The organism is Oceanitalea stevensii, from assembly GCF_014837105.1.
Classification (GTDB): Bacteria; Actinomycetota; Actinomycetes; order Actinomycetales; family Actinomycetaceae; genus Oceanitalea; species Oceanitalea stevensii.
In genome coordinates this window covers 75,470-97,001 of record NZ_JACSPO010000002.1, presented here as the reverse complement: position 1 = coordinate 97,001, position 21,532 = coordinate 75,470, and the positions used below count along the sequence as shown (strand labels likewise).

Below are 21,532 nucleotides of genomic sequence, written 5' to 3'. Positions count from 1 at the left end.
CATGCTCACCTTCTACGTCCTCATGTGGCCCGCGACCGTGGCGGTCGTGCTCTTCGTGATCGCCCGCGGCTTCTTCCGCGACTGGCGCGAGGCCCGCCGCGAGGGCCGCCAGCTCATCTGATGCCGCGCATGGCCCGCGTGATCCGCGGCGCCAGGGCGAGCAGGACCAGGCCGATGCCGATGGTCACGGCGCCCAGCGTCCCGAAGTAGGCCACCTCGTTGTCCTCGCTGTAGAAGGAGGCGAGCGAGCCGGACAGCGCGGTGCCCAGCGCCACGGACAGGTAGAACAGCGACACCATGAGCACCGGGTAGGCCTTCGGTGCGAGCTTGGTGGACAGGGACAGGCCCACCGGGGAGAGCAGGAGCTCACCGCAGGTCGCGACGAGCATGATGAGCGCGATCCACAGCACCGGCACCGCCGCCGTGCCGGCCATGGGCAGGAAGACGAGGAACGCCGCGCCCATGAGCATGACGCCGAGGCTGAACTTCACCGGCGTCGTCGGCTGGCGGCGTCCGAGCCGGGTCCACAGGGCCGCGAAGACCGGCGCGAGGACGATGATGAAGAAGGGGTTGAAGGACTGTGCCCACGGGATCGGCATCGTCCAGTCGCCGATCAGCGGCAGGGTGAAGTCGCGGTCCAGGCGCGTCTCGGAGTAGATCGTGATGACGGTGAACTGCTGCTGGAACAGCGCCCAGAAGGCCACCGAGCCGACGAACATCGGGATGAAGGAGACCACCCGCGAGTGCTCGTCCCCCTGCACCTTCCGGCTCGTGAGGAGGATGGCGAAGAGCACGACGGCAGCGACGGCGGTGGCGACGACGACGACGTCGGCCAGGTTGCCGGGGGTGAGGAGCCCGGTGAGGACGGCGACGACGAGGACGACGACGGTCCCGACGGCGATCGCCCCGTACCGCCCGTACTGCTCGCGAGGCAGCGGGTCGGGCACGCGGCGCGTGGGGTGGGGCAGGTGGCGGCGGGCCAGGGAGTACTGGACGAGCCCGATGGCCATGCCGACGGCGGCGAGGCCGAAGCCGAGGTGGAAGCCCCAGCTCTCCTGGACCAGGCCGGTGAGGAGCGGGCCGAGCAGTCCGCCGATGTTGATCCCCATGTAGAAGATGGAGAAGCCGGCGTCCCGGCGGGGGTCGTCCTCGGTGTAGAGGGCACCGACGAGGTTGGTGATCGTCGCCTTGAGGCCACCGGAGCCGATCGCGACGAGGATGAGACCGGCGCCGAGACCGGCGACGCCCGGCACGACCGCCAGCGCGACGTGTCCGAGCATGATGAGGACGGCGCTGACGTACATCGTGCGTTCGGAGCCGAGCAGACGGTCGGCCACCCAGCCACCGAGGATGGAGAAGAGGTACACGGACCCGCCGTAGGCGCCGACGATCCCGGCGGCGACCGTCCGGTCGATCCCCAGACCACCCTGGGTGGTCTCGAAGTACATGTAGAGCAGGACGATGCCCTGCATGCCGTAGAAGGAGAACCGCTCCCACAGCTCGACGGAGAAGAGGTTCGCCAGGCCGCGCGGCTGCCCGAGGAAGCCCCCGACCTCACCGGTGCTCCCCGGCGCTGCGGGGGACGTGCTTGCGGTTGCCGGGTCCTCGGAAGCCATGGGAGCCATGCTCCGCCTGTGCCCCGAGCGACGCAATCTGCTCAGGGCGTCTCGGGGGCCCGCGTGGTGAAGGTCATGGAGAAGGTGACGGAGGAGGCGAAGGCCGCGTCGGCACTGCCCGTCGAGGGGACGGCCACCGCGAGGAGCGTGACCGCGGCGAGGGGCCCCCAGGTGCGTCTCCGTCCCGGGGCTGCGTGGGCGGGGGCCCGGTGGCGGCCGTCGACGTCGCGGACCCGGCCGAGCAGGGCGCAGGCAACCAGGCCGAGCACGGTGAGCACCACGTTGACGTAGCGCCCCTGTGCTGCCCAGACGTACGGCAGTCCGACCCAGGGGACGCGCAGGACGCCGACCCCGTGGACCGCCTGCGCCGCGACGGGCAGGGTGTCCGGCGCGGCGTTGGCGTCGCCGCGCAGGACGAGGCCGCCCTCGTCATCGGTGCTGTCGAGGCGGTGGAGGAGCCGGCTGCCCTCCTCGCCGGGGGCATCGGCGAGGAGGACCTGGCCCGGACGCAAGCGGCTCGCGGGGATCTCGCGGGTGACGACGACGTCACCCGTGCGGATCGCCGGCTCCATCGAACCGCTGAGAACGACGGTCGGATGCCAGCCGATGAGGACCGGCAGCACCGTCCAGACAAGGAGTCCGGCCACGGTGGCCAGCACCGACCGCGCGCACAGGGCGACGGTGTGCCGGACCCACCGGTTCGGAGGTGCCTCGCTCACGGCGGGCTCCTTCCCGGTGACCGGACCGGTCAGCGGGTGCTCGTGGCCGCGGCGACGAAGTCGAGGGTGACCTGCTGCCCCTGGACCGAGTTGGGCGCACCTGCGTCGACCCAGTACGTGAACTTGAAGGTTCCCTGCTCGTGGATGTCTCCGCCGGGGACGCGGTAGATCAGGTTGCTGTTGCCACTGCCGTAGTCCCTGGCGAACGCGGCGAGCGTCCCGCGGAAGATCTCCCCCTGAGGGCCCGCGCCGAAGGTCGCACCCTCGTTGCCGACGATGGTGAGATGGATGTAGTCGGCGAGCGTCTTCTCCGTGCCGCTGACCGGCTGGAGCCCGGCGCTGGTCGGGGCAAGGACGTTGAACCCCTCACCGTAGAGCTTCACGTCGGCGTCGAGCGTGCCCTCGTAGGTGGCAGTGATCGTCTGTCCTGCCGGCGCAGCACCAGGGACGAGGTCGGTGGCCTGGAACATTGCCACGCCCTCGCGGTTGTCGGTGATCGTCACGGAGCCCGCGGTCCAGGAGTTGCCACGGTTGGCCGTGGTGTCGGTGAAGGCGGCGTAGGACGCCTGCCAGACGAGCACCGCGCTGATGACGAGACCGAGCGGGACTGCCAGCCACTTGGCGTAGCGCGCGGAACGGGACGTCGAAGTCGTCGTAGCCATTGGGTTCCCTCCATGGGAGTCACCGGGCCGAAGCCCGGGGGTCGCAGATCCATGCGAACGGATGAAGTCTGCGGGGAGGGTTCAGGCCCGGCAAGGGGTCGCACCTGTGACCTTTGTCATCCTTCCGAACGACACATGCAGGCCTCATACTCCTCCCTTCGGAGGAGGTGCTCACTCCAAGGGAGGAGGGTCAGAGCAGCTCGGCGCGGAGCTGGTCGACGGGCTTCGGCGAGAGCAGCGAGGGCGCGACGTCGAGCACGGTGAGGGCCCCGGTCTCGCCCCGCTCGTTGAGCCGGGCCGCCGCGCGGGCGTAGGCGACGAGCACGCTCGCGGTGAACTCGGGGTTGCTCCCCAGCTGGAGCCGGTACTCGACCACCTGGTCGTGGCCGCCGCCCGTTGTGCCGCTGCGGATGACGAAGCCGCCGTGGGGCATGTCCGCGTGCTCGCGCGCGAGCTCCTCGGCGCTGATGACGGTGACGGTGGTGTCGTAGTCGGCGAAGTAGTGCGGCATCGTGACGACGGCCCGCTCCACCTCCGCGGCGTCGGCGCCGTCCTCGAGGACGACGTAGCACTCGCGGGTGTGCTTCTCGCGGGTGGTGAGCTCGGGTCGCGAGCCGCTGCGGACCGCGTCGATCGCCGCCGGTGAGGGGACCGTGTACTGGACGCCGGCAGCGACCCCGGGAACGCGTCGCAGCGCGTCGGAGTGGCCCTGGCTGAGTCCCGGTCCCCAGAAGGTGTAGGTCCCGCCCTCGGGGAGGAGCGCCTCACCGAGCAGCCGGTTGAGGGAGAACATCCCCGGGTCCCAGCCGACCGCGACGATCGAGGTGTTGCCGCCCGCCCGTGCCGCGGCGTCGACGGCTGCGACGTACTCGGGGATCCGGGCGTGGGTGTCGAAGCTGTCGACCGTGGTGAAGTGCGCGGCGAGCTCGGGTCCCTGCTGCGGCAGGTCGTCCTTGGAACCACCGCACAGGACGAGGACGTCCACCTCGTCGCGGTGGTCGAGGAGCTCGTCCCAGGGCAGGACAGGGGTCTGCGGCGTGGGCGGGTCGATCGTCGAGGGGTCGCGGCGGGTGAAGACGGCGTGCAGCGTCATGTCGGCGTTCTGCCCCACGGCGGCGGCCACGCCCCGGCCGAGGTTCCCGTAGCCGGCGATCGCGATGCGTCGCTGTCCCATGGTGCTGCCCTCTCCGTCGGTGGTGGTCCGCACCCACCGTACGCACGGCCACGCGCGCCGTGCGCGTGCGCCCACCTGTCGACGACGCGCGCGAAAGCGCCGTCCCGCGCGGTCGCGAGCCGGTAGCCTCCCCCAAGGCTGGCTCTCGCTGGCCGTCTGCGTCTTCCCCTGGAGCCCTGCATGAGCGACCTCGCGGTCGACACCTCCGCGCTGCGCAAGACCTACCGCCGTCGCGGTGGCGGCAGCGTCGGCGTCGAGAACCTCGACCTCCACGTCCCGGTCGGCGGCGTCCACGGCTTCCTCGGCCCCAACGGCTCGGGGAAGACGACGACGATCCGCATGCTCCTCGGGCTCATCCGCCCCGACTCCGGGACCATGCGGATCTTCGACCAGGAGGTGCCCACGCGGCTGCCGGACGTCATCGGCCGGGTCGGCGCGATCGTCGAGTCGCCCAAGTTCTTCCCCACCTTCACCGCGCGCCGGAACCTCGAGCTGCTCGCCGGTGCCATCGGGGCGCCGGCCGGCCGGGTGGACGAGGTCCTCGAGTCGACGGCGCTGTCCGAGCGGGCCGGGGACCGGTACCGGACCTACTCCCTGGGCATGAAGCAGCGCCTGGCCATCGCCGCCACGCTCCTCAAGTCACCCGACCTGCTCATCTTCGACGAGCCGACCAACGGCCTGGACCCGGGCGGCATCCGGGAGATCCGCGAGACCATGCGCCGCCTCGGCGACGAGGGCCGGACGGTCCTCGTCTCCAGCCACATCCTCGCCGAGGTCGAGCAGGTCGCCGACACCGTCTCCATCATCGGCCGTGGCCGGCTGCTCGCCGAGGGGCGGGTCGCCGACGTCATCGGCTCACGCTCCGAGGCGGGCGCGATCAAGGTCGGGGTCGGGGACCTCACAGCGGCCGAGCAGGTTCTCACCCGCGCCGGACTGCGGGTCCGCGTCGACGGTGGCCTGCTGCGGGTGCGCGGGGTCCAGGACCCGGCGCGGGTCACCGAGCTGCTCGCCCAGCAGGGCCTGTACGTCAACGAGCTGACCGCCGAGCGGGTCGACCTCGAGCGCGTCTTCCTCGACCTCACCGCCGGCCAGGGCCTGGACGAGGGCTCCGGCGGCCGGCACGGCCGAACGCCCAGCCCGACGACGGACGGCGGTGACCCCGCATGATGCGTCTGCTGCGCGTCGAGCTGCGCCGGCTCTTCTCCCGGCAGCTCGTCGTCCTCACGATGCTCGGTGCGCTCGCCGCGTCCCTGCTCGTCCTGTGGGCCGCGTGGGACTCCTCCCAGCCGATGTCCGGCGAGGACCTGGCCATGGCGGAGGAGATGTACGAGCAGGAGCTGGCGTACTGGGAGGAGCACGGCGAGGAGGACAGGGCCCAGTGCCTGGAGGACGAGGCCGCAGAGGCCGAGCGCCTCGGTGAGGACGTGGACTGGGGCTGCGAGGGGATGACCGCCCCGGAGCGCGAGTGGTACGTCTTCACCGCCTCACCGCTTCACGAGACCCTGCCCTCCTCGCTCAGCGCCGCGTCGACCTTCCTCGTGTTCGCGGTCGGTCTCGTCGGGGCGACCTTCACGGCGGCGGAGATCAGCACCGGCGCGATGAGCACCTGGCTGAGCTTCGAGCCGCGGCGCCTGCGGGTGTACGCCTCCAAGCTGGCCGCGGCCGCCATCGGCGTGGTGCCGGTGGCGGTGCTCGCCGTCGCCGTCGTCACTGCCGGCTCGTGGCTCATCGGCGACCACTTCGACCTCGTGTCCGGGATGGGCGCCGCCCAGTGGGCCGACACCGGGTGGATGGCGCTGCGGATCGTGGGCCTCGCGGTCATCGGCGCGCTCGTGGGCGCCGCGCTGGGCATCCTGCTGCGCCACACCGCCGGGGTCCTGGGCGTCGTGGTCGTCGGCTTCATCGGCAGCCAGATGATCCAGGGACTCGTGCCGCGGATGGCGCCCTGGATGCCGGTCATCAACGTCGACGGGTGGGTCCGTCACGGGACGATGTACTACACCGAGGAGTGCACGACCGAGGCCGGCGGCACGATGTGTGACCTCACCGAGCACACGCTGGCCTTCGGGCACAGCGCGGTCTACCTGCTCGTCCTCACCGCCGTCGTCGTCGTCCTCGGCGCCGTCGTCTTCCGTCGCCGCGACGCCGTCTGAGCCCCGACGGTCAGCGGGAGCGGGCGATCTCCTCGGCGAAGCGTTCGAGCGCGCGCTCCCCGACGACGTCCTCCGCGAGCAGGGGCAGCTGCACGAGGGGGACGTGCGGCAGCGCGGCGCGGACGGTGTCGAGGTGCACCTCCTCCTGCGCGTGCCGTCGGGCGAGGAACTCCCCCCGGTCCGCGGGGGAGCGCTTGTTGACCACGAGCGCGCCGACCTCGACGCCGGCGCGCAGCAGCCTCCCGTAGAGCTCGACCGTCTCCAGGGCCGGGAGCCGCTCGGCGGCGAGCACGATGACGAAGGCCGTGCGCTCGCCGTCGGCCAGGAGGTCGCGCAGGGCGGCGAAGCGGGTCCGGCGGCGCAGGAGGATCCGCCGGATCTCCTGGTCGCGGTCCTCCCGGCGGTCCCGCCGCCGGCCGGTGCCGACGATGTCCGCGGCTGCGCCGTCGTCGTCCATGGCCCTCATCGCCGCCCCGAAACGGGCGGAGCGGTCCTGCCGCCGCAGCAGCCCCTCGGTCCACGCCGACATCGTCTCGGGCAGCGTCATGAGGCGGGCGGTGTGCCCGGACGGTGCGGTGTCGAAGACGACGAGGTCGTGCTGTGGCTCCTCGAGCACCTCGGCGATCCGCTCGAGGACGGCGGCCTCGTGCGTCCCGGGGGCGTCCCGCGCGAGCTCGAGGTGCTTGGTCACCTCGCCGGACAGGTGCTCGGGCATGAGGCGGCGCATCGTGTGCCCGACGGCGGCGAGGTGCTCGTCGGTGGTCCTCGCCGGGTCGATCTCCAGCCCGTCGAGCCCGTCGGTGAGGGGGACGACGGTGTCACCGACCGTCCGCTGCCACAGGTGGCCGAGGTTGTGGGCCGGGTCGGTTGACACGACGAGCACCCGCCGCCCCGCCCGTGCCTGCGCGAGGGCGACGGCGGAGGCGACGGCCGTCTTCCCCACCCCGCCCTTCCCGCCGACGAAGAGCACCTGCCGCCGCGCGGCCAGCTCTAGCAGCACGAGAGGTGGTCCAGCGGCGAGCGGTCCATGCCCATGCGGCGGTGCCAGTCGTGGAAGCGGTCGTACATGACGGGCAGCAGCTCCACGGTGTAGTAGCTCGCGGGGTTGGGCACGCCGAGCGCCTCGGCGAGGACGATCATCGTGAAGAGGTCGTCCTCGTCGCGCTGGGCGCGGGCGAAGGTGCGCCGGTACGGGCCGACGTAGAGCTCGCGCAGGCCCGCCGCGAGGCGGGCCCGCGCGGGCGGGCGGGTGGGGTGCTCGGTCATCCGTCGACGCTGGTCTCCACCGCGAGGCTCTCGTCGTCGGTCTCGGCAGGGGACTTGCGTGCCTTCGTCATCGCGATGGTCGCCTCGAGGATCACCCAGATGGCCGCGACGATGATGACGAGGTCGAGGACGAGCAGGAGCCAGTTCTCGCTGGTGTAGAAGGTCCTCACCTGGACGATCGCCGCGAACAGCGACATCGCCATGACGAACACGAGCGGGATGAGCACGGGCAGCACCGGCCGGCGCTTGCGCAGCAGGATGACGGCGACGATCGACAGCGTGAGGCCGGCGAGCAGCTGGTTCGTGGTGCCGAAGAGCGGCCAGATCACCATGCCGCCCGAGCCGTCGGCCCCCGCGCCGAAGGCCAGCCCCATGCCGACGACGAGGACGATCACGGTCGCGACCCCCTTGCCCAGCCGCAGGCCGGCGAGCTCGAGGGACTCCTGGACGACGAAGCGCTGGAGCCGGATGCCGGTGTCCATCGTCGTCGCCGCGAAGAGGACGGCCATGGTGGCGAGGATCGTCGCGCTGAGCGAGGCCGGGATGCCGAGGCCGGCGTTCATGATGTTCCCGCCGCCCTCGACGAAGGCGGTGACCCCGCCCTGGTTGAAGGCGGAGTAGACCGCCTCCCAGTCCGCGAGGGTCCGGTAGCCGGCGGTCGCGGCGATGATCGAGCCGAGCGCCAGCAGCCCCTCGCCGACGGCGCCGAAGTAGCCGACGAAGCGGGCGTCGGTCTCCTTGTCCAGCTGCTTGGCGCTCGTGCCGGAGGAGACGATGCCGTGGAAGCCGGAGATCGCGCCGCACGCGATCGTGACGAAGAGGAGCGGGACGAGGCTCGGCGTCCCCTCCGGGACGTTGCTGTTGAACGCCGGGGCGACGAAGTCCGGCGAGGCGATGAACACGGAGAGGTAGAGGATCCCGAGCCCGACGAAGAGCTGCAGGCCGTTGATGTAGTCGCGGGGCTGGAGCAGCACCCACACCGGCAGGACGGAGGCGACGCCGGCGTAGAGGAAGAGGACGACGACCCAGAAGGCCTCGGCGGACAGGCCGAGAACCGTGTCGGGAAGGACGACGGGGACGCTGTCCCCCAGCACGATGAGCGCGTAGAGAGCGACGACGCCGATGACGGAGACGGCGACGAGGTGGAGCTTCCACCGGTAGATCGCCTGGCCGACGACGAGCGCGACGAGGATGGCGCCCCAGACCGGGATCACGGAGGTGGGCGTGCTGACGAGCAGGCCGGAGATGACGACGGCGAAGGCCGCGTTGACCATGAGTAGCAGCAGGAAGATGACGACGAGGAAGAGGTTGCGGCCCCGCGCGCCGATGTAGCGGCCGGAGAGGGTGCCGATGGACTGGCCCCTGTTGCGGATCGACGCCCACAGCGCGCCGAGGTCGTGCATGCCCGCGAAGAAGACGGTGCCGAGCGTGACCCAGAGGAAGGCGGGCAGCCAGCCCCAGATGACGGCGACCGCCGGCCCGACGATCGGCGCGGCCCCGGCGACGGAGGTGAAGTGGTGACCCCACAGGACGTACTTGTTCGTCGGCACGTAGTCGACGCCGTCCTGGAGCTCGTGGGCCGGCGTGCGGAAGTGGGCGTTCAGCCGGTAGACCTTGCTGCCGAGGTACTTGGAGTAGAGGAAGTACCCGGCGAGGACCATGGCGATGCCGATGGCGGCGAGCAGCACTGAGTTCACGTCGCTCCGATCTTCGTCGTTGACGACCGGTGGAGCCTGCGGGTGCCCCGCCGCCGGCCGTGATCCAGGTCACCATAGCGGCTGTGGCGGGGCCCCGCGGACACCGCGGGGCAGCGTGGCGTCAGGTGCGCCGACGCCGACGCCGCGGGCGACCCACCTCGGGGGTGCTCGCCTCCTCCTCGAGGAGCCCGTCCTCCTGCAGGGTCTGGGTCACGTGGGCGGTGAACTGCTCCCGACGCAGCCGCAGCTCCGCCTGCAGGGTCTTGTGCCGCTCGACCCGGAACTGCCTGACGAGGGCGAAACACATGACGATCATGACGATGCTGAACGGCAGGGCGATCGAGATCGCGACGCCGCGCAGCGCCGTCAGGCCGCCGGCGAGGACGAGGGCGACCGCCACTGCGCCCTCGAGCACCGCCCACAGCACCCGGCTCCACACGGGCGGCTCGACCTCGCCGCCCGAGGCGAGCATGTCGACGACGAGGGAGCCGGAGTCGGAGGACGTGACGAAGAACAGGACGACGATGAGTATCGCCACCCCGATGACGAGCCCGGCCGCCGGCAGGTCGTCGAGAAGGAAGAACAGCGTGTTCGTCTCGTCGACGACGGCGTTGCCCTCGGCGTCGGTCTGCACCATCCCGCCGCCGCCGAAGAGCTCCCGGTACAGGCCCGAGCCGCCCAGCACGGTGAACCACACGAAGCTGAAGGCCGTCGGCACGAGGAGGACGCCCATGACGAACTCGCGGACGGTGCGCCCCTTGGAGATCCGCGCGATGAACACGCCGACGAAGGGCGCCCAGGAGATCCACCAGCCCCAGTAGAAGGCCGTCCACCAGCTCTGCCACTCGATGCCCTGCTCGCCCGCGAGGGCAGAGGTGCGGAAGCTCAGCGCGATGAGGTTCTGGAAGTAGGCGCCCGAGGCCTGGATGAGCTCGCGGAGCAGGAACATCGTCGGGCCGGTGACGGCGATGAAGATCATGAGTGCCACCGCCATCGACATGTTGATGTTCGACAGCCACTTCATGCCCTTCGTCACGCCGCTGACGACGGAGAAGAGGGCCAGACCGGTGACGATGCCGATGATGATGACGAGGACCATGTTGCTCGGCGTGGAGATGATGTCGAGGAACTCCAGCCCGCCGGCGATCTGCGTGACGCCCAGGCCCAGCGACGTCGCGATGCCGAAGACGGTGCCGACGACCGCGATGACGTCGATGACGTCGCCGAGCCAGCCCTTGGCCCGCTTGCCGAGCACGGGCTCGACGGTCCAGCGGATCGAGATCGGCCGGTTGCGCACGTGGACGGCGTAGGCGATCGCGAGGCCGACGACGACGTAGATCGCCCAGGGGTGCAGCCCCCAGTGGAGGAAGGTGATGACGAGGGAGTCCTGCGCCCCGGCGGCGTCGCCGGCGACGATCCGCGAGGCGCGGTTCGGGATCCCGGCGAAGTGGTTGAGCGGCTCGGCCACCCCCCAGAACACCAGGCCGATGCCCATGCCGGCCGCGAAGAGCATGGTGAGCCAGGACCCGAGCCGGAACTCGGGCCCCTCGTCGTCCTTGCTCAGGCGGATGTCGCCGAAGTGGCTCAGGCCCATCCACAGGGCGAAGACGACGAAGGCGGAGATGAGCGCGGTGTAGTACCACCCGAAGTAGGTGACGATGCCGTTCTGCACCGTCGAGATGGTCTCCCCGACGGCGTCGCCGCCGACGATGGCGAGGACGACGAAGGCGAGGATGAGGACGATCGAGGGCCAGAACACCGGCGGGTGGATCGACTGGTACCAGCGGCGTGGCCCGTCGTCGACGGGCTGCTCCGGTCGTGTCGTGGGTGAGGTTTCGGGCGGCGTGGCCACGGGGGCGTCCTTCCGTCGTCAGGGGTCCTGCGGCGACAGTACCGAGGGGCCGTGGCGGGGGCACGAGGAGGCGTCAGCGCGCGGGGGGCTCCAGCCGGCGGGTCTCCTCGACCACGCGTGCCTCCGCTGCGGCGATCCGGCTGTGGGCGCTCTCCGCCCGGGCGAGCGCGGACGTGAGGCGCCCGGCGACCTCCGTGCCGGCCGGGCCGTGCGCCGCACCGTCGCGGGTGCCGGCCAGGGTGGCGGCGAGGGCCGCCGAGCTCGCCCGCGCCTCCTCGACGGCGGCGGCCAGCTCCTCGGGGGCGTCGGAGCTCAGCTGGAGCCGGGCGAAGTGCAGTGAGGTGCCTGCCCGGGCGACGGCGTCGTCGAGCTCGTGGACGAGGCGGCCGGCGGCCGCGTTGCGCTCGGCCTGGCCCGGGGCGGCGACAGGTCCGAGCCGGCCCGGCTGACTGCTGCTGCGCCGCACGAGGAGCACGACGACCACCGTGACGCCCGCCGCGAGCACGACGATGACGCCGATGACCGGGAGCAGCGCGGACCAGGAGGTGAGCACGTCCCGATCCTACGGTCGGCCCCGCCGCCCACCACCGAAGGCGGAGCGGTCGCGGGTCAGCCGTTGAGGACGGGGGCGGGGACGTCGAGGAGGTCGAGGACGACGTCGGCGGCCAGGGCGGCGACGTCGTCGACGGCGAGGCGGAAGTCGTCACCGGCGGTGGGCCCGCACAGGTCGGACACGCCCCGCACCGCGAGGTAGGGGATGCCGAAGGAGTAGCAGACCTGGGCGATGGCCGTGGTCTCCATGTCCGCCGTGAGCGCTCGCGGGAAGGTCGCCCGGTGCGCGTCGACGGTACGGGCGTCGACGAAGGAGTCACCGGAGATCATCGCGCCGACGAGCACGCCGGGACGGTTCCGCGCGCGGTCGACGAGGGTGTCGACCGCCGGGTACGTGGCGGGCATGCCGGGCATCTGGCCCAGGGCGTAGCCGAAGGCGGTCGCGTCGGCCCCGGCGTAGGCGTGCTCGTCGCCGACGACGACGTCACCCACCCGCACGCCGTCGGCGAGGCCGCCGGCGGACCCGGTCGAGACGACGAGCGGGGTGCGCACGGCGTGGACGGCGAGGGCGGTGGCGGTCGCCGCGTTGACGCCGCCGATGCCCGAGCGGATGAGGAGCAGCTGGCGTCCGCCGATGGTTGCGATGACGGACCGCGCCATCCCGACGTGCCGCTGGTGGGCCAGGCTGTCCGCGCGCTGCTCGTAGGGCGCGATCTCCTCGTCCATGGCGGCGACGACGACGGCGTCGACGGTCGCGATCGGGGCCGTGAGGGGGGCACCGGGGGCGACCGGGACGCCGAAGAGCTCGCTCATGCCTGGACCTGCTCCCACTCGTCGCGCCGGTCGAGGAACTCGCGGGCCGCGTCCTGTGCGCCGCCGAGGTCGTGGCTGGCGCCCCAGCCGCACTGGACCTCGTTGGCGGCGGGCACCTCCGCGGCGCCGAGGACGTCGCGGAGCGTCGCCTCGAGCAGGGGGAGGAAGGCGGGGAGGTCGGTCTCCAGGAGGAGGGCGTAGAAGCCGGTCTGGCAGCCCATGGGCGAGATGTCGACGACGGCGTCGGTGTGGCTGCGCATGTGCTCGGCCATGAGGTGCTCGAGGGAGTGCACGACCGGCATCTCGAGGTGGTCGACGTTCGGCTGGCAGAAGCGGATGTCGAACTTGGTGAGCGTGTCACCGCCCGGCAGGGTCTTGGCGTCCGCCACGCGCACGTAGGGCGCCTTCACGGCTCGGTGGTCGAGGTTGAAGCTCTCGACGTTCATCTTCCTCACGCTTCCCATCATGGGCGATGGGTCTGGGCCTGTCTCCGGCAGGTGCGTGTGGGTTTCGCCACCCGCTCCGGCGCTGACGGCGATCTCGACGGTTGTCCTCAGCTCTGTCCACCACCTGTGGACGACACGCCGAGGACGGGTGTGCACAGGCGGTCGTCACCGGCGATGTCAGTGCTCGGTGGGATGGTGGTGACAGGGCCTGACGAGGCGGCGCGACGGGCTCCACAGGCCGTCCCCAGGAAGAGGAGCGTGATGCACAGAAACCGCGGCGGGCTGTGGATGACACGCCGAAAACACGACTCGCCGACACAACACCTTGGGGTTGTTCCGAAGCCGGACCACTAGGTGTAGTGTCGTGCCCAGTCGTCCAGTGAACTACACGCCTGTCGTTCCACCGCCTCCGCCGGCGGGGAACCGCAACCGAGGGGAGATCCTCCGATGAGCATCACCGTCTTCAGCAAGCCGTCCTGTGTGCAGTGCGACGCCACCTACCGCGCGCTGAACAAGCAGGGGCTGGAGTACGAGGTCGTCGACATCTCCACCGATGCCGAGGCGCTCGAGACCGTCAAGGCGCTCGGCTACCAGCAGGCTCCCGTGGTCTTCGCCGACGGCGACCACTGGTCGGGCTTCCGGCCCGACAAGATCAAGGCGCTGGCGGCGCAGGCCGCCTCCGTCGCGGTCTGACCCACAGACTTCGGCCGGGTCGCCCTCACCCGGCGACCCGGCCGAGACCAGCCGGGCCCCGGCCCGGCGACGCAACCGACTCCCGAGGGGGTGACATGGGAAACCTCGTCTACTTCTCGTCGGCCTCCCAGAACACGCACCGCTTCGTGGAGCGGCTGGGCCTGGAGGCGCACCGCATCCCGCTGCGGCCGACGGAGCCCTTCCTCACCGTGGATGAGGAGTACGTGCTCATCGTGCCGACCTACGGGGGCGGCAACCAGCGCGGGGCAGTGCCCCGCCAGGTCATCAAGTTCCTCAACGACGTCGACAACCGCCGGCTGTGCCGCGCGGTCATCGCGGCAGGGAACACGAACTTCGGCACCGCCTACTGCATCGCCGGCGACATCATCGCCGCGAAGCTCCAGGTGCCCTACCTGTACAGGTTCGAACTACTCGGAACAGCAGAGGACGTCTCGCGCGTCCATGAGGGATTGGGACAGTTTTGGCAGCAACGGTCACTGATATCGGCATGACGCAGGGCGCGGCTCCGGAGCTCGACTACCACGCCCTCAACGCGATGCTCAACCTCTACGACGCCGACGGGAACATCCAGTTCGACGCCGACAGGCAGGCCGTCGACGCGTACTTCCGTCAGCACGTCGAGCCGAGCACCGTCACGTTCCCCAGCGTCGCGGAGCGCCTGCGCTACCTCGTCGAGGAGGGCTACTACGAGAAGGAGGTGCTCGAGCAGTACTCCCCGGAGTTCCTGGACCGGGTCTGGCAGTTCGCCGACTCCCTCGACTTCCGCTTCGAGTCCTTCCTCGGCGCCTTCAAGTACTACACGTCGTACACGCTCAAGAGCTTCGACGGGAAGACCTACCTCGAGCGCTTCGAGGACCGGGTCGTCATGGTGGCCCTCGCGCTCGCGGCCGGGGACGAGCAGGTGGCGCTCGACATCGTCGAGGAGGTCATCTCCGGACGGTTCCAGCCGGCCACGCCGACCTTCCTCAACGCCGGCAAGTCCTCGCGCGGCGAGCTCGTCTCCTGCTTCCTCCTGCGCACCGAGGACAACATGGAGTCGATCGCCCGCGGCATCAACTCCGCGCTCCAGCTCTCCAAGCGTGGCGGTGGGGTCGCCCTCTCGCTGACCAACCTCCGTGAGGCGGGTGCGCCGATCAAGCGCATCCAGAACCAGTCCTCCGGCGTCATCCCCGTGATGAAGCTCCTCGAGGACTCCTTCTCCTACGCCAACCAGCTCGGGGCGCGTCAGGGTGCCGGTGCGGTGTACCTCAACGCCCACCACCCCGACATCATGAAGTTCCTCGACACCAAGCGGGAGAACGCGGACGAGAAGATCCGCATCAAGACCCTCTCGCTCGGCGTCGTCGTCCCCGACGTCACCTTCGAGCTCGCCAAGACGAACGCCGACATGTACCTGTTCTCGCCGTACGACGTCGAGCGGGTCTACGGGGTTCCCTTCTCCGAGATCAGCGTGACGGAGAAGTACGACGAGATGGTCGCCGACGACCGCATCAAGAAGACGTCGATCAAGGCGCGCGACTTCTTCCAGACGATCGCCGAGATCCAGTTCGAGTCCGGCTACCCGTACGTGATGTTCGAGGACACGGTCAACGCCGCGAACCCGATCGACGGCCGGATCAGCATGTCGAACCTGTGCTCGGAGATCCTCCAGGTGTCCACGCCGTCGTCGTTCAACGACGACCTCTCCTACGCGGAGGTCGGCAAGGACATCTCGTGCAACCTCGGCTCGCTCAACATCGCCAAGGCGATGGACTCCCCGGACCTGGGCAAGACGATCAGCACGGCCGTCCGCGCGCTGACTGCGGTCTCCGACCAGACGCACATCACCTCGGTGCCCTCGATCCAGAAGGGCAACGACGAGTCCCACGCCATCGGCCTGGGCCAGATGAACCTCCACGGCTACCTCGCCCGCGAGCGGGTGTACTACGGCTCGGAGGAGGGCATCGACTTCACCAACATCTACTTCTACACGGTGGCCTTCCACGCGATCAGCGCGTCGAACAAGCTGGCGATCGAGCGGGGCCGGTCCTTCGCGGGCTTCGAGCGCTCCGCCTACGCGAGCGGTGAGTTCTTCACCAAGTACACCGAGCAGGAGTGGGTGCCGCAGACCGAGCGGGTGCGTGAGCTCTTCGCCGGCGTCCACATCCCCACGCAGGAGGACTGGCGCGCGCTGGCCGCCTCGGTGAAGGAGCACGGCCTGTACAACCAGAACCTCCAGGCCGTCCCGCCCACCGGCTCGATCTCCTACATCAACAACTCGACCTCCTCGATCCACCCGATCGTGTCGAAGATCGAGATCCGCAAGGAGGGCAAGCTCGGGCGCGTGTACTACCCGGCGCCCTACATGACCAACGACAACCTCGAGTACTACGAGGACGCGTACGAGATCGGTCCCGAGAAGATCATCGACACCTACGCCGCGGCCACGCAGCACGTGGACCAGGGCCTGTCGCTGACGCTCTTCTTCAAGGACACCGTCACCACGCGCGACCTCAACAAGGCGCAGATCTACGCCTGGCGCAAGGGCATCAAGACCCTCTACTACATCCGCCTGCGGCAGATGGCGCTTCAGGGGACGGAAGTGGAAAACTGCGTCAGCTGCACGTTGTAGGTGTGATGCCGTGAACTCGGTTGCGCCCAAGAATGGTGCCGTGGGCTACGTCTACGGTATTCGCAAGGTGGGCGCGACTGAGTACCGGTACATCGGTATGACTCAGTACTCCGTGCGACGGCGGCTTCGTCGACACCTCAGCAATGCACGCCAAGGACGCAAGACGCCGTTCTATGACTGGCTAAGGCGAGAGGGTGCTGAGAACGTCGAGGTCGATCTACTGGAGACGATCACCACGACCCGTGAAGACTTGGGCATGGCGGAGGTGCGCTGGATCTCTGAGCGCCGTGCGGCTGGAGATCGCCTGCTCAACCTGACCGACGGCGGTCTGGGCCCGACCGGAGCCGTGTGGACCGACGAGCAGCGCGAGGCTGCTCGACAGCGCTCCACCGGCCGGCCGGGGACCAGTCGTTTCGGTGCCGCTAACACCTTCTTTGGGAAGAGTCACACTGCCGAGCAGCGCGAGGCGTGGTCACTTTCTCGGCGGGGGATGAATCTTGGAGCGAAGAACCCCAACTTCGGGAGGTTTGGCCCGGACCATCCCTCCTACGGACACGTGATGACTCCGGAGCAGCGTCAGGCGCTGTCGGAGGCTCGTCGTGGAGAGCGGAACCCAAACTATGGGAAAACGCCGAGCGCTGAGGCGCGTGCAAGGGTTTCGGCCGCGCTGAGAGGACGGCCGATGCCCAGCAGCAGACGAAACGCTCATACACGACACCACACCAACAAAGGCAAGGTCAGTGAGACCTGCCAGTACTGCCAAGAGTCGGCGGCGTCCCCGGCCGACTGGAGAGAAGAGAGGGAAGCGCCGTGACTGTGGAGAAGCTCAAGCTCGTCGACCGGGTCCAGGCCATCAACTGGAACCGTGTGCAGGACGAGAAGGACGTCGAGGTCTGGGACCGCCTGACCGGGAACTTCTGGCTGCCCGAGAAGGTGCCGCTGTCCAACGACATCCAGTCGTGGAACACGCTCAACGAGGCCGAGCAGACGATGACCACCCGGGTGTTCACCGGGCTCACGCTGCTCGACACCATCCAGGGCACGGTCGGCGCGGTCAGCCTCATCCCCGACGCCGTCACGCCCCACGAGGAGGCGGTGTACACGAACATTGCCTTCATGGAGTCGGTGCACGCGAAGAGCTACTCCTCGATCTTCTCCACGCTCATCTCGACGCGGGAGATCGACGGCGCCTTCGCGTGGTCGGAGGAGAACGAGCACCTCCAGCGCAAGGCCGCGATCATCATGGAGTACTACCGCGGCGACGACCCCGAGAAGCGCAAGGTCGCCTCGGTGATGCTCGAGTCGTTCCTCTTCTACTCGGGCTTCTACGCCCCGATGTACTGGTCCTCCCGGGCCAAGCTCACCAACACGGCCGACCTCATCCGCCTCATCATCCGCGACGAGGCCGTGCACGGGTACTACATCGGCTACAAGTTCCAGAAGGCCATCGAGACGGCCTCCCCGGAGCGGCGCCAGGAGCTCAAGGACTACACCTTCGAGCTGCTCCTGGAGCTCTACGACAACGAGGAGCAGTACACCGAGGACCTCTACGGTCCCCTCGGCCTCACCGACGACGTCAACGCCTTCCTGCGCTACAACGCGAACAAGGCGCTGATGAACCTCGGCTACGAGGGCCTGTTCCCCAAGGACCAGACCAACGTCAACCCGGCGATCCTCTCCTCGCTGAGCCCCAACGCCGACGAGAACCACGACTTCTTCTCCGGCTCCGGGTCCAGCTACGTCATCGGCAAGGCCGTGGACACCGAGGACGAGGACTGGGACTTTTAGACCCAGCCCGGTCACCGAGAGCTGGACTGCCGCGCGCAGTCCAGCTCTCGGTGTTTCCGGGAGGGGAGCGCGGGACCTTCGGCCGTCGTTCGGGCGCCCCCGGTCCGCAAGAGTGGGGACCACACCGAACATCGGAGGATCCCATGGCTCGCACCTACGTCATCACCGGCGCCGGCTCAGGCATCGGCGCCACGGCCGCGCGACTGCTGCGTGAGGCGGGAGCGACCGTCGTGGGGGTCGACCTGCGCGGCTCGGACGTCACCGCGGACCTCTCGACGCCGGCCGGGCGCCAGGAGGCGGTCGCCGCGGTGCTCGAGGCCACCGGCGGGAGGGTCGACGCGGTGATCGCCTCGGCCGGGGTCTCGCTGCCGAGCGCGCTCACGGTGTCGGTCAACTACTACGGCGTCACCGAGCTCCTCACCGCGCTGCGACCCACGCTGGCGCAGTCCGAGGCCCCCCGGGCCGTCGTCGTCAGCTCGATGTCCTCGCTGCAGCCGAACTGCCCGCCGCTCGTCGAGGCCCTCCTCGGCGCGGACGAGGCCACCGCCCGGGAGATCGCCGAGCAGCTGGCGGCGGACCCGCAGACCGGCAACCTCATCTACGCCTCGTCCAAGCGGGCGATCTCCCGCTGGGTGCGGGCACAGTCCGTCACGGCGGAGTGGGCCGGCGCGGGGATCCCGCTCAACGCCGTCGGGCCGGGCATCGTCACCACGCCGATGACCGAGGAGCTCCTCGCGTCGCCCGAGTCCACCGCCTTCGTCGACGCCGTCGTGCCGATGCCGCTGAACTACCACCAGCCCCCCGAGTCGATCGCCAACCTGTGCATCTGGCTGACGTCCGTGGAGAACAGCCACTGCGCGGGGCAGACCATCTACTGCGACGGAGGCAGCGACGTCGTGCTCCGCGGGGAGGACGCCTGGAGCTGGGCCGACGCGACGGTCGGGGAGTACTTCGGGCAGCTCATGGCCGGCGCCGAGGGCTAGCCTCCCCACCCGACGGCCCGCCGCGTAGCATTCCGGGCGTGCTGCGCCACGACGACCCCCTCCCGCGCCGTCCCCGGCGGGTCCTGGTGGCGGGGGTGTCGGGTGCCGGCAAGACGACGCTCGCGCGGCGGGTCGGCTCCCTCGTCGGTGCCCCGCACACGGAGATCGACGCGCTCTTCCACGGTCCCGGCTGGGTGCCGCGGACGGAGTTCCTCGACGACGTCCGTGCGTTCGCCGCCCAGGACGCCTGGACCACCGAGTGGCAGTACTCCGAGGCCCGTCCGATCCTCGCCGCGCGTGCCGACCTCCTCGTCTGGCTCGACCTGCCCTTCACCACCGTCACCCTTCCCCGCCTGCTGCGCCGCACGGTCGGGCGCCGGGTGCGCCGGGAGGAGCTGTGGAACGGCAACGTGGAGCCACCGCTGTGGACGGTCCTCACCGACCGCGAGCACGTCGTGCGCTGGGCTGTGCACACCCGCGGCAAGCTCCGCGTCCGGGTGCCGCAGCTCGAGGAGCATGCTCCTCACCTCGTCGTCGTCCGCCTCCGCTCGCCGAGGGAGGTCACCCGCTGGGTGGACGGACCGCTCCGGGCAGCGGTCGGGTCTCGTGCGGGTGACCACTGAGGGACCCGGGCGAGCGCGATCCGCGCGATCACGTTCTAAGGGGCTTCTACCGACGCGAAGGGCCTGCCACCGGTGCGAGCCTGAGGGATCTCAGGAGCCGGCGGCAAGCGGACCGTCCGGGCCCTGCACGCACCGCCGTCGCCTCGGTCCACCTGGTTCTCCTGCACACGGAGCTCCGGGACGGATCGACGTGGACGTGGCGGGCTGCGACGGCGGAGAGGAGCCTTCGATGCGTACCCTTGAGCCCGGGATCGACCGGCAGGTCGTCGATGCCGGCCGCGTGAGCAGCCGCGGTGGACCACCCGACAGGGGCGGCGAGGTCCCGGTGGTGAGGACTGACATGGCCATGACGGTCCAGCGAGTCGAGAACGCTGCCGTCGCCGTCGCGATCCTTCTCGCGATGGTGGCCCTCGGGCAGCCGTGGTGGCTGCTCCTCGCCGCCTTCCTCCTCTTCGACCTCTCCGCCGTCGGGTACCTCCGTGGCTCACGTGCCGGTGCAGTCTCGTACAACGCGGTCCACAGCTACGCCGGTCCGGCGATGACGTCGGCGCTGTACCTCGCCCTGCTCGTCGCGGACCACCGGGTGGTCTGGCTCCTCCTCGTCGCGGCGTGCTGGGCCTTCCACGTCGCGGTCGACCGAGCGCTCGGTTACGGACTCAAGCTCGACGAGGGCTTCACCCATACGCATCTCGGCCGGATCGGGCCGCGACCTCGAGTTCGGTGACGCCGTGCGGGTGACGAGCAGGACCGGACCCCACAGCGCGTCGCGCTGTGCCCGGCGAGTCGCCCAGACAGAGGGGGAACGCTCATGACCGCGGTGGACCAGGAGTTCCTGCTGAGCCTGGCTGGGGTGTCCGGCACGCTCCTGGGAACCTTCATCGTCGGGGTGTTCTTCTACATCGACTCCAGCATGCACCGCCGGATGACCGCTTCCCGTGCCACGGACGTGTACCTCCGGTCCGGCACGCGATGGGTCTTCACCGCCTACTCGATCCCGCTGTTCGTCCCGCTCTTCCTGGCGGCGACGGACCGGCTCTGGGGCGCGATCACGTTCGCCGTCCTCGGCACGGTCCTCGTCGTGCTGACCGTCGAGACGGGACGTCGCACGCTGGCCGGTGGCAGGTCCGGGATGTCCCACGCGTTCGTGATCAACGAGTGGGTGACGAGCGCAGCGGTCCTGGCCGCCATGGTCCTGCCCTGGGCGCTCGGCGGGTGGGTTCCGCGACCCGCCGAGTTCGTCCCCTCGCTGCTCCTCCTCCTCGCGTCCGGGTTCGCGAGCACGGCCGCCCTGGTCATGGCTCAGTTCGACGCAGGCGGAGGCGAGGACCCCGACGACGGCGCGGCAGTGCCACAACAACGGAAGGTGTCACCATGAGCACGCAGAGGCAGCGGGTCGCCATCGTCACCGGCGCGGGAAGCACGCAGGGAATCGGTTTCGCAGCGGCACGTCTCCTCGGTGTGCCGGCGGACGTCGGGTGGTGATCACGTCGACGACGAACCGCATCTTCCGGCGAGTCTCGGAGCTGCGGGCCCAGGGCATCGACGCGGAAGGAGTGGTCGCCGACCTCACCGACCAGGGCGGCGTGGACGCCGTCGTCGCGTGCGCACTGGACGCCTTCGGCGGCGTGGACATCCTCGTCAACAACGCCGGGATGACTGCCGTGTCCGGCTCGTACGCCTCGGGGGCGGCCGGCCGGCTCTCCCTGGACCACTGGCACGCCTCCCTGGACCGGAACCTCATGACGACGTTCCTCATGACCCGCGCCGTCGTGCGCCTCATGCAGGCTGCTGGCTACGGCCGGATCGTCAACGTCTCCTCCGTGTCGGGACCCGGGGGGGGGGGGGGGGGGGGGGGCGGGCGGG

Annotated in this window: 24 protein-coding genes; 13 read left to right on the top strand and 11 right to left on the bottom strand. The window is 70.1% G+C overall.

Annotation, left to right across the window (positions count from 1 at the left end; all coding sequences use genetic code 11):
* Position 1: 1 nt before the first annotated feature.
* Complete coding sequence (locus H9624_RS06565; RefSeq protein ID WP_251839095.1) at positions 2–121, top strand: putative transporter small subunit; 120 nt, start codon at positions 2–4, stop codon at positions 119–121.
* Here H9624_RS06565 and H9624_RS06560 read toward each other — a convergent pair.
* The 4 genes from H9624_RS06560 to H9624_RS06545 all read right to left on the bottom strand — a co-directional run bounded on the left by H9624_RS06560 (position 114) and on the right by H9624_RS06545 (position 4,171).
* Positions 114–1,616: a peptide MFS transporter gene (locus H9624_RS06560; protein ID WP_251839094.1), complete on the bottom strand. Its 1,503-nt coding sequence runs from the start codon at positions 1,614–1,616 to the stop codon at positions 114–116. The two genes, H9624_RS06565 and H9624_RS06560, sit on opposite strands and share 8 nt — an antisense overlap.
* Before the next feature lie 41 nt (positions 1,617–1,657).
* Positions 1,658–2,335: a signal peptidase I gene (locus H9624_RS06555; RefSeq protein ID WP_251839093.1), complete on the bottom strand. Its 678-nt coding sequence runs from the start codon at positions 2,333–2,335 to the stop codon at positions 1,658–1,660.
* 29 nt (positions 2,336–2,364) lie between these two features.
* Entirely contained in the window at positions 2,365–2,997 is a 633-nt protein-coding gene (locus H9624_RS06550) for a hypothetical protein (protein ID WP_251839092.1), read from the bottom strand.
* 190 nt (positions 2,998–3,187) lie between these two features.
* Entirely contained in the window at positions 3,188–4,171 is a 984-nt protein-coding gene (locus H9624_RS06545) for a diaminopimelate dehydrogenase (RefSeq protein WP_251839091.1), read from the bottom strand.
* Between the two features lie 180 nt (positions 4,172–4,351).
* Here H9624_RS06545 and H9624_RS06540 point away from each other — a divergent pair, with 180 nt between their 5' ends.
* The gene (locus H9624_RS06540; protein ID WP_251839090.1) at positions 4,352–5,338 is read left to right on the top strand and encodes an ABC transporter ATP-binding protein; all 987 of its coding nucleotides are present in this window, start codon (positions 4,352–4,354) and stop codon (positions 5,336–5,338) included.
* A complete protein-coding gene (locus H9624_RS06535) occupies positions 5,335–6,324 on the top strand; it encodes an ABC transporter permease subunit (RefSeq protein WP_251839089.1) in 990 nt (329 codons plus the stop codon). Before H9624_RS06540 ends, H9624_RS06535 begins: the two co-directional genes overlap by 4 nt.
* Before the next feature lie 10 nt (positions 6,325–6,334).
* Here the strand turns inward: H9624_RS06535 and H9624_RS06530 are convergent, their stop codons facing one another.
* From H9624_RS06530 to H9624_RS06500, 7 genes are all read right to left on the bottom strand, one after another.
* On the bottom strand, positions 6,335–7,324 hold the full coding sequence (locus H9624_RS06530) for an ArsA family ATPase (RefSeq protein WP_251839088.1): 990 nt from the start codon (positions 7,322–7,324) through the stop codon (positions 6,335–6,337).
* On the bottom strand, positions 7,315–7,590 hold the full coding sequence (locus H9624_RS06525) for a cory-CC-star protein (RefSeq protein ID WP_251839087.1): 276 nt from the start codon (positions 7,588–7,590) through the stop codon (positions 7,315–7,317). The genes H9624_RS06530 and H9624_RS06525 overlap by 10 nt, the downstream gene beginning before the upstream one ends.
* Entirely contained in the window at positions 7,587–9,287 is a 1,701-nt protein-coding gene (locus tag H9624_RS06520; protein WP_251839086.1) for a carbon starvation CstA family protein, read from the bottom strand. The genes H9624_RS06525 and H9624_RS06520 overlap by 4 nt, the downstream gene beginning before the upstream one ends.
* 121 nt (positions 9,288–9,408) lie before the next feature.
* Positions 9,409–11,139 carry a BCCT family transporter gene (locus H9624_RS06515; RefSeq protein WP_251839085.1) on the bottom strand — a complete coding sequence of 577 codons (1,731 nt, stop codon included), beginning with the start codon at positions 11,137–11,139 and terminating at the stop codon, positions 9,409–9,411.
* Between the two features lie 73 nt (positions 11,140–11,212).
* Positions 11,213–11,692, bottom strand: coding sequence for a hypothetical protein (locus tag H9624_RS06510; protein ID WP_251839084.1), 480 nt, complete (start codon positions 11,690–11,692; stop codon positions 11,213–11,215).
* 56 nt (positions 11,693–11,748) lie between these two features.
* Positions 11,749–12,504 (bottom strand): 5'-methylthioadenosine/S-adenosylhomocysteine nucleosidase, encoded by a 756-nt coding sequence (gene mtnN, locus H9624_RS06505; RefSeq protein WP_251839083.1) that lies wholly within the window; start codon positions 12,502–12,504, stop codon positions 11,749–11,751.
* Positions 12,501–12,950 (bottom strand): S-ribosylhomocysteine lyase, encoded by a 450-nt coding sequence (locus tag H9624_RS06500; RefSeq protein WP_504740244.1) that lies wholly within the window; start codon positions 12,948–12,950, stop codon positions 12,501–12,503. The genes mtnN and H9624_RS06500 overlap by 4 nt, the downstream gene beginning before the upstream one ends.
* A 447-nt stretch (positions 12,951–13,397) precedes the next feature.
* Here H9624_RS06500 and nrdH point away from each other — a divergent pair, with 447 nt between their 5' ends.
* From nrdH to H9624_RS06450, 10 genes are all read left to right on the top strand, one after another.
* Positions 13,398–13,643, top strand: a complete 246-nt coding sequence (gene nrdH, locus H9624_RS06495) for a glutaredoxin-like protein NrdH (protein ID WP_110853410.1) — start codon at positions 13,398–13,400, stop codon at positions 13,641–13,643.
* Positions 13,644–13,738: 95 nt separating this feature from the next.
* Positions 13,739–14,155, top strand: coding sequence for a class Ib ribonucleoside-diphosphate reductase assembly flavoprotein NrdI (nrdI, locus tag H9624_RS06490; protein ID WP_251839082.1), 417 nt, complete (start codon positions 13,739–13,741; stop codon positions 14,153–14,155).
* Positions 14,152–16,275, top strand: a complete 2,124-nt coding sequence (nrdE, locus tag H9624_RS06485; protein WP_251839081.1) for a class 1b ribonucleoside-diphosphate reductase subunit alpha — start codon at positions 14,152–14,154, stop codon at positions 16,273–16,275. The genes nrdI and nrdE overlap by 4 nt, the downstream gene beginning before the upstream one ends.
* A 40-nt stretch (positions 16,276–16,315) precedes the next feature.
* A complete protein-coding gene (locus tag H9624_RS16855; protein ID WP_251839080.1) occupies positions 16,316–17,089 on the top strand; it encodes an NUMOD3 domain-containing DNA-binding protein in 774 nt (257 codons plus the stop codon).
* Positions 17,086–18,063: a class 1b ribonucleoside-diphosphate reductase subunit beta gene (gene nrdF, locus H9624_RS06475; protein WP_251839079.1), complete on the top strand. Its 978-nt coding sequence runs from the start codon at positions 17,086–17,088 to the stop codon at positions 18,061–18,063. The genes H9624_RS16855 and nrdF overlap by 4 nt, the downstream gene beginning before the upstream one ends.
* 143 nt (positions 18,064–18,206) lie before the next feature.
* Positions 18,207–19,046, top strand: coding sequence for an SDR family oxidoreductase (locus tag H9624_RS06470; RefSeq protein WP_251839078.1), 840 nt, complete (start codon positions 18,207–18,209; stop codon positions 19,044–19,046).
* A 38-nt stretch (positions 19,047–19,084) separates the two neighbouring features.
* Positions 19,085–19,669, top strand: a complete 585-nt coding sequence (locus H9624_RS06465) for a P-loop NTPase family protein (RefSeq protein ID WP_251839077.1) — start codon at positions 19,085–19,087, stop codon at positions 19,667–19,669.
* 346 nt (positions 19,670–20,015) lie between these two features.
* On the top strand, positions 20,016–20,393 hold the full coding sequence (locus tag H9624_RS06460) for a DUF4260 family protein (protein ID WP_251839076.1): 378 nt from the start codon (positions 20,016–20,018) through the stop codon (positions 20,391–20,393).
* 84 nt (positions 20,394–20,477) lie between these two features.
* Positions 20,478–21,044, top strand: a complete 567-nt coding sequence (locus H9624_RS06455; protein ID WP_251839075.1) for a hypothetical protein — start codon at positions 20,478–20,480, stop codon at positions 21,042–21,044.
* 100 nt (positions 21,045–21,144) lie between these two features.
* A partial coding sequence (locus H9624_RS06450) for an SDR family NAD(P)-dependent oxidoreductase (RefSeq protein WP_251839074.1) occupies positions 21,145–21,532 on the top strand: 388 nt, incomplete at its 3' end.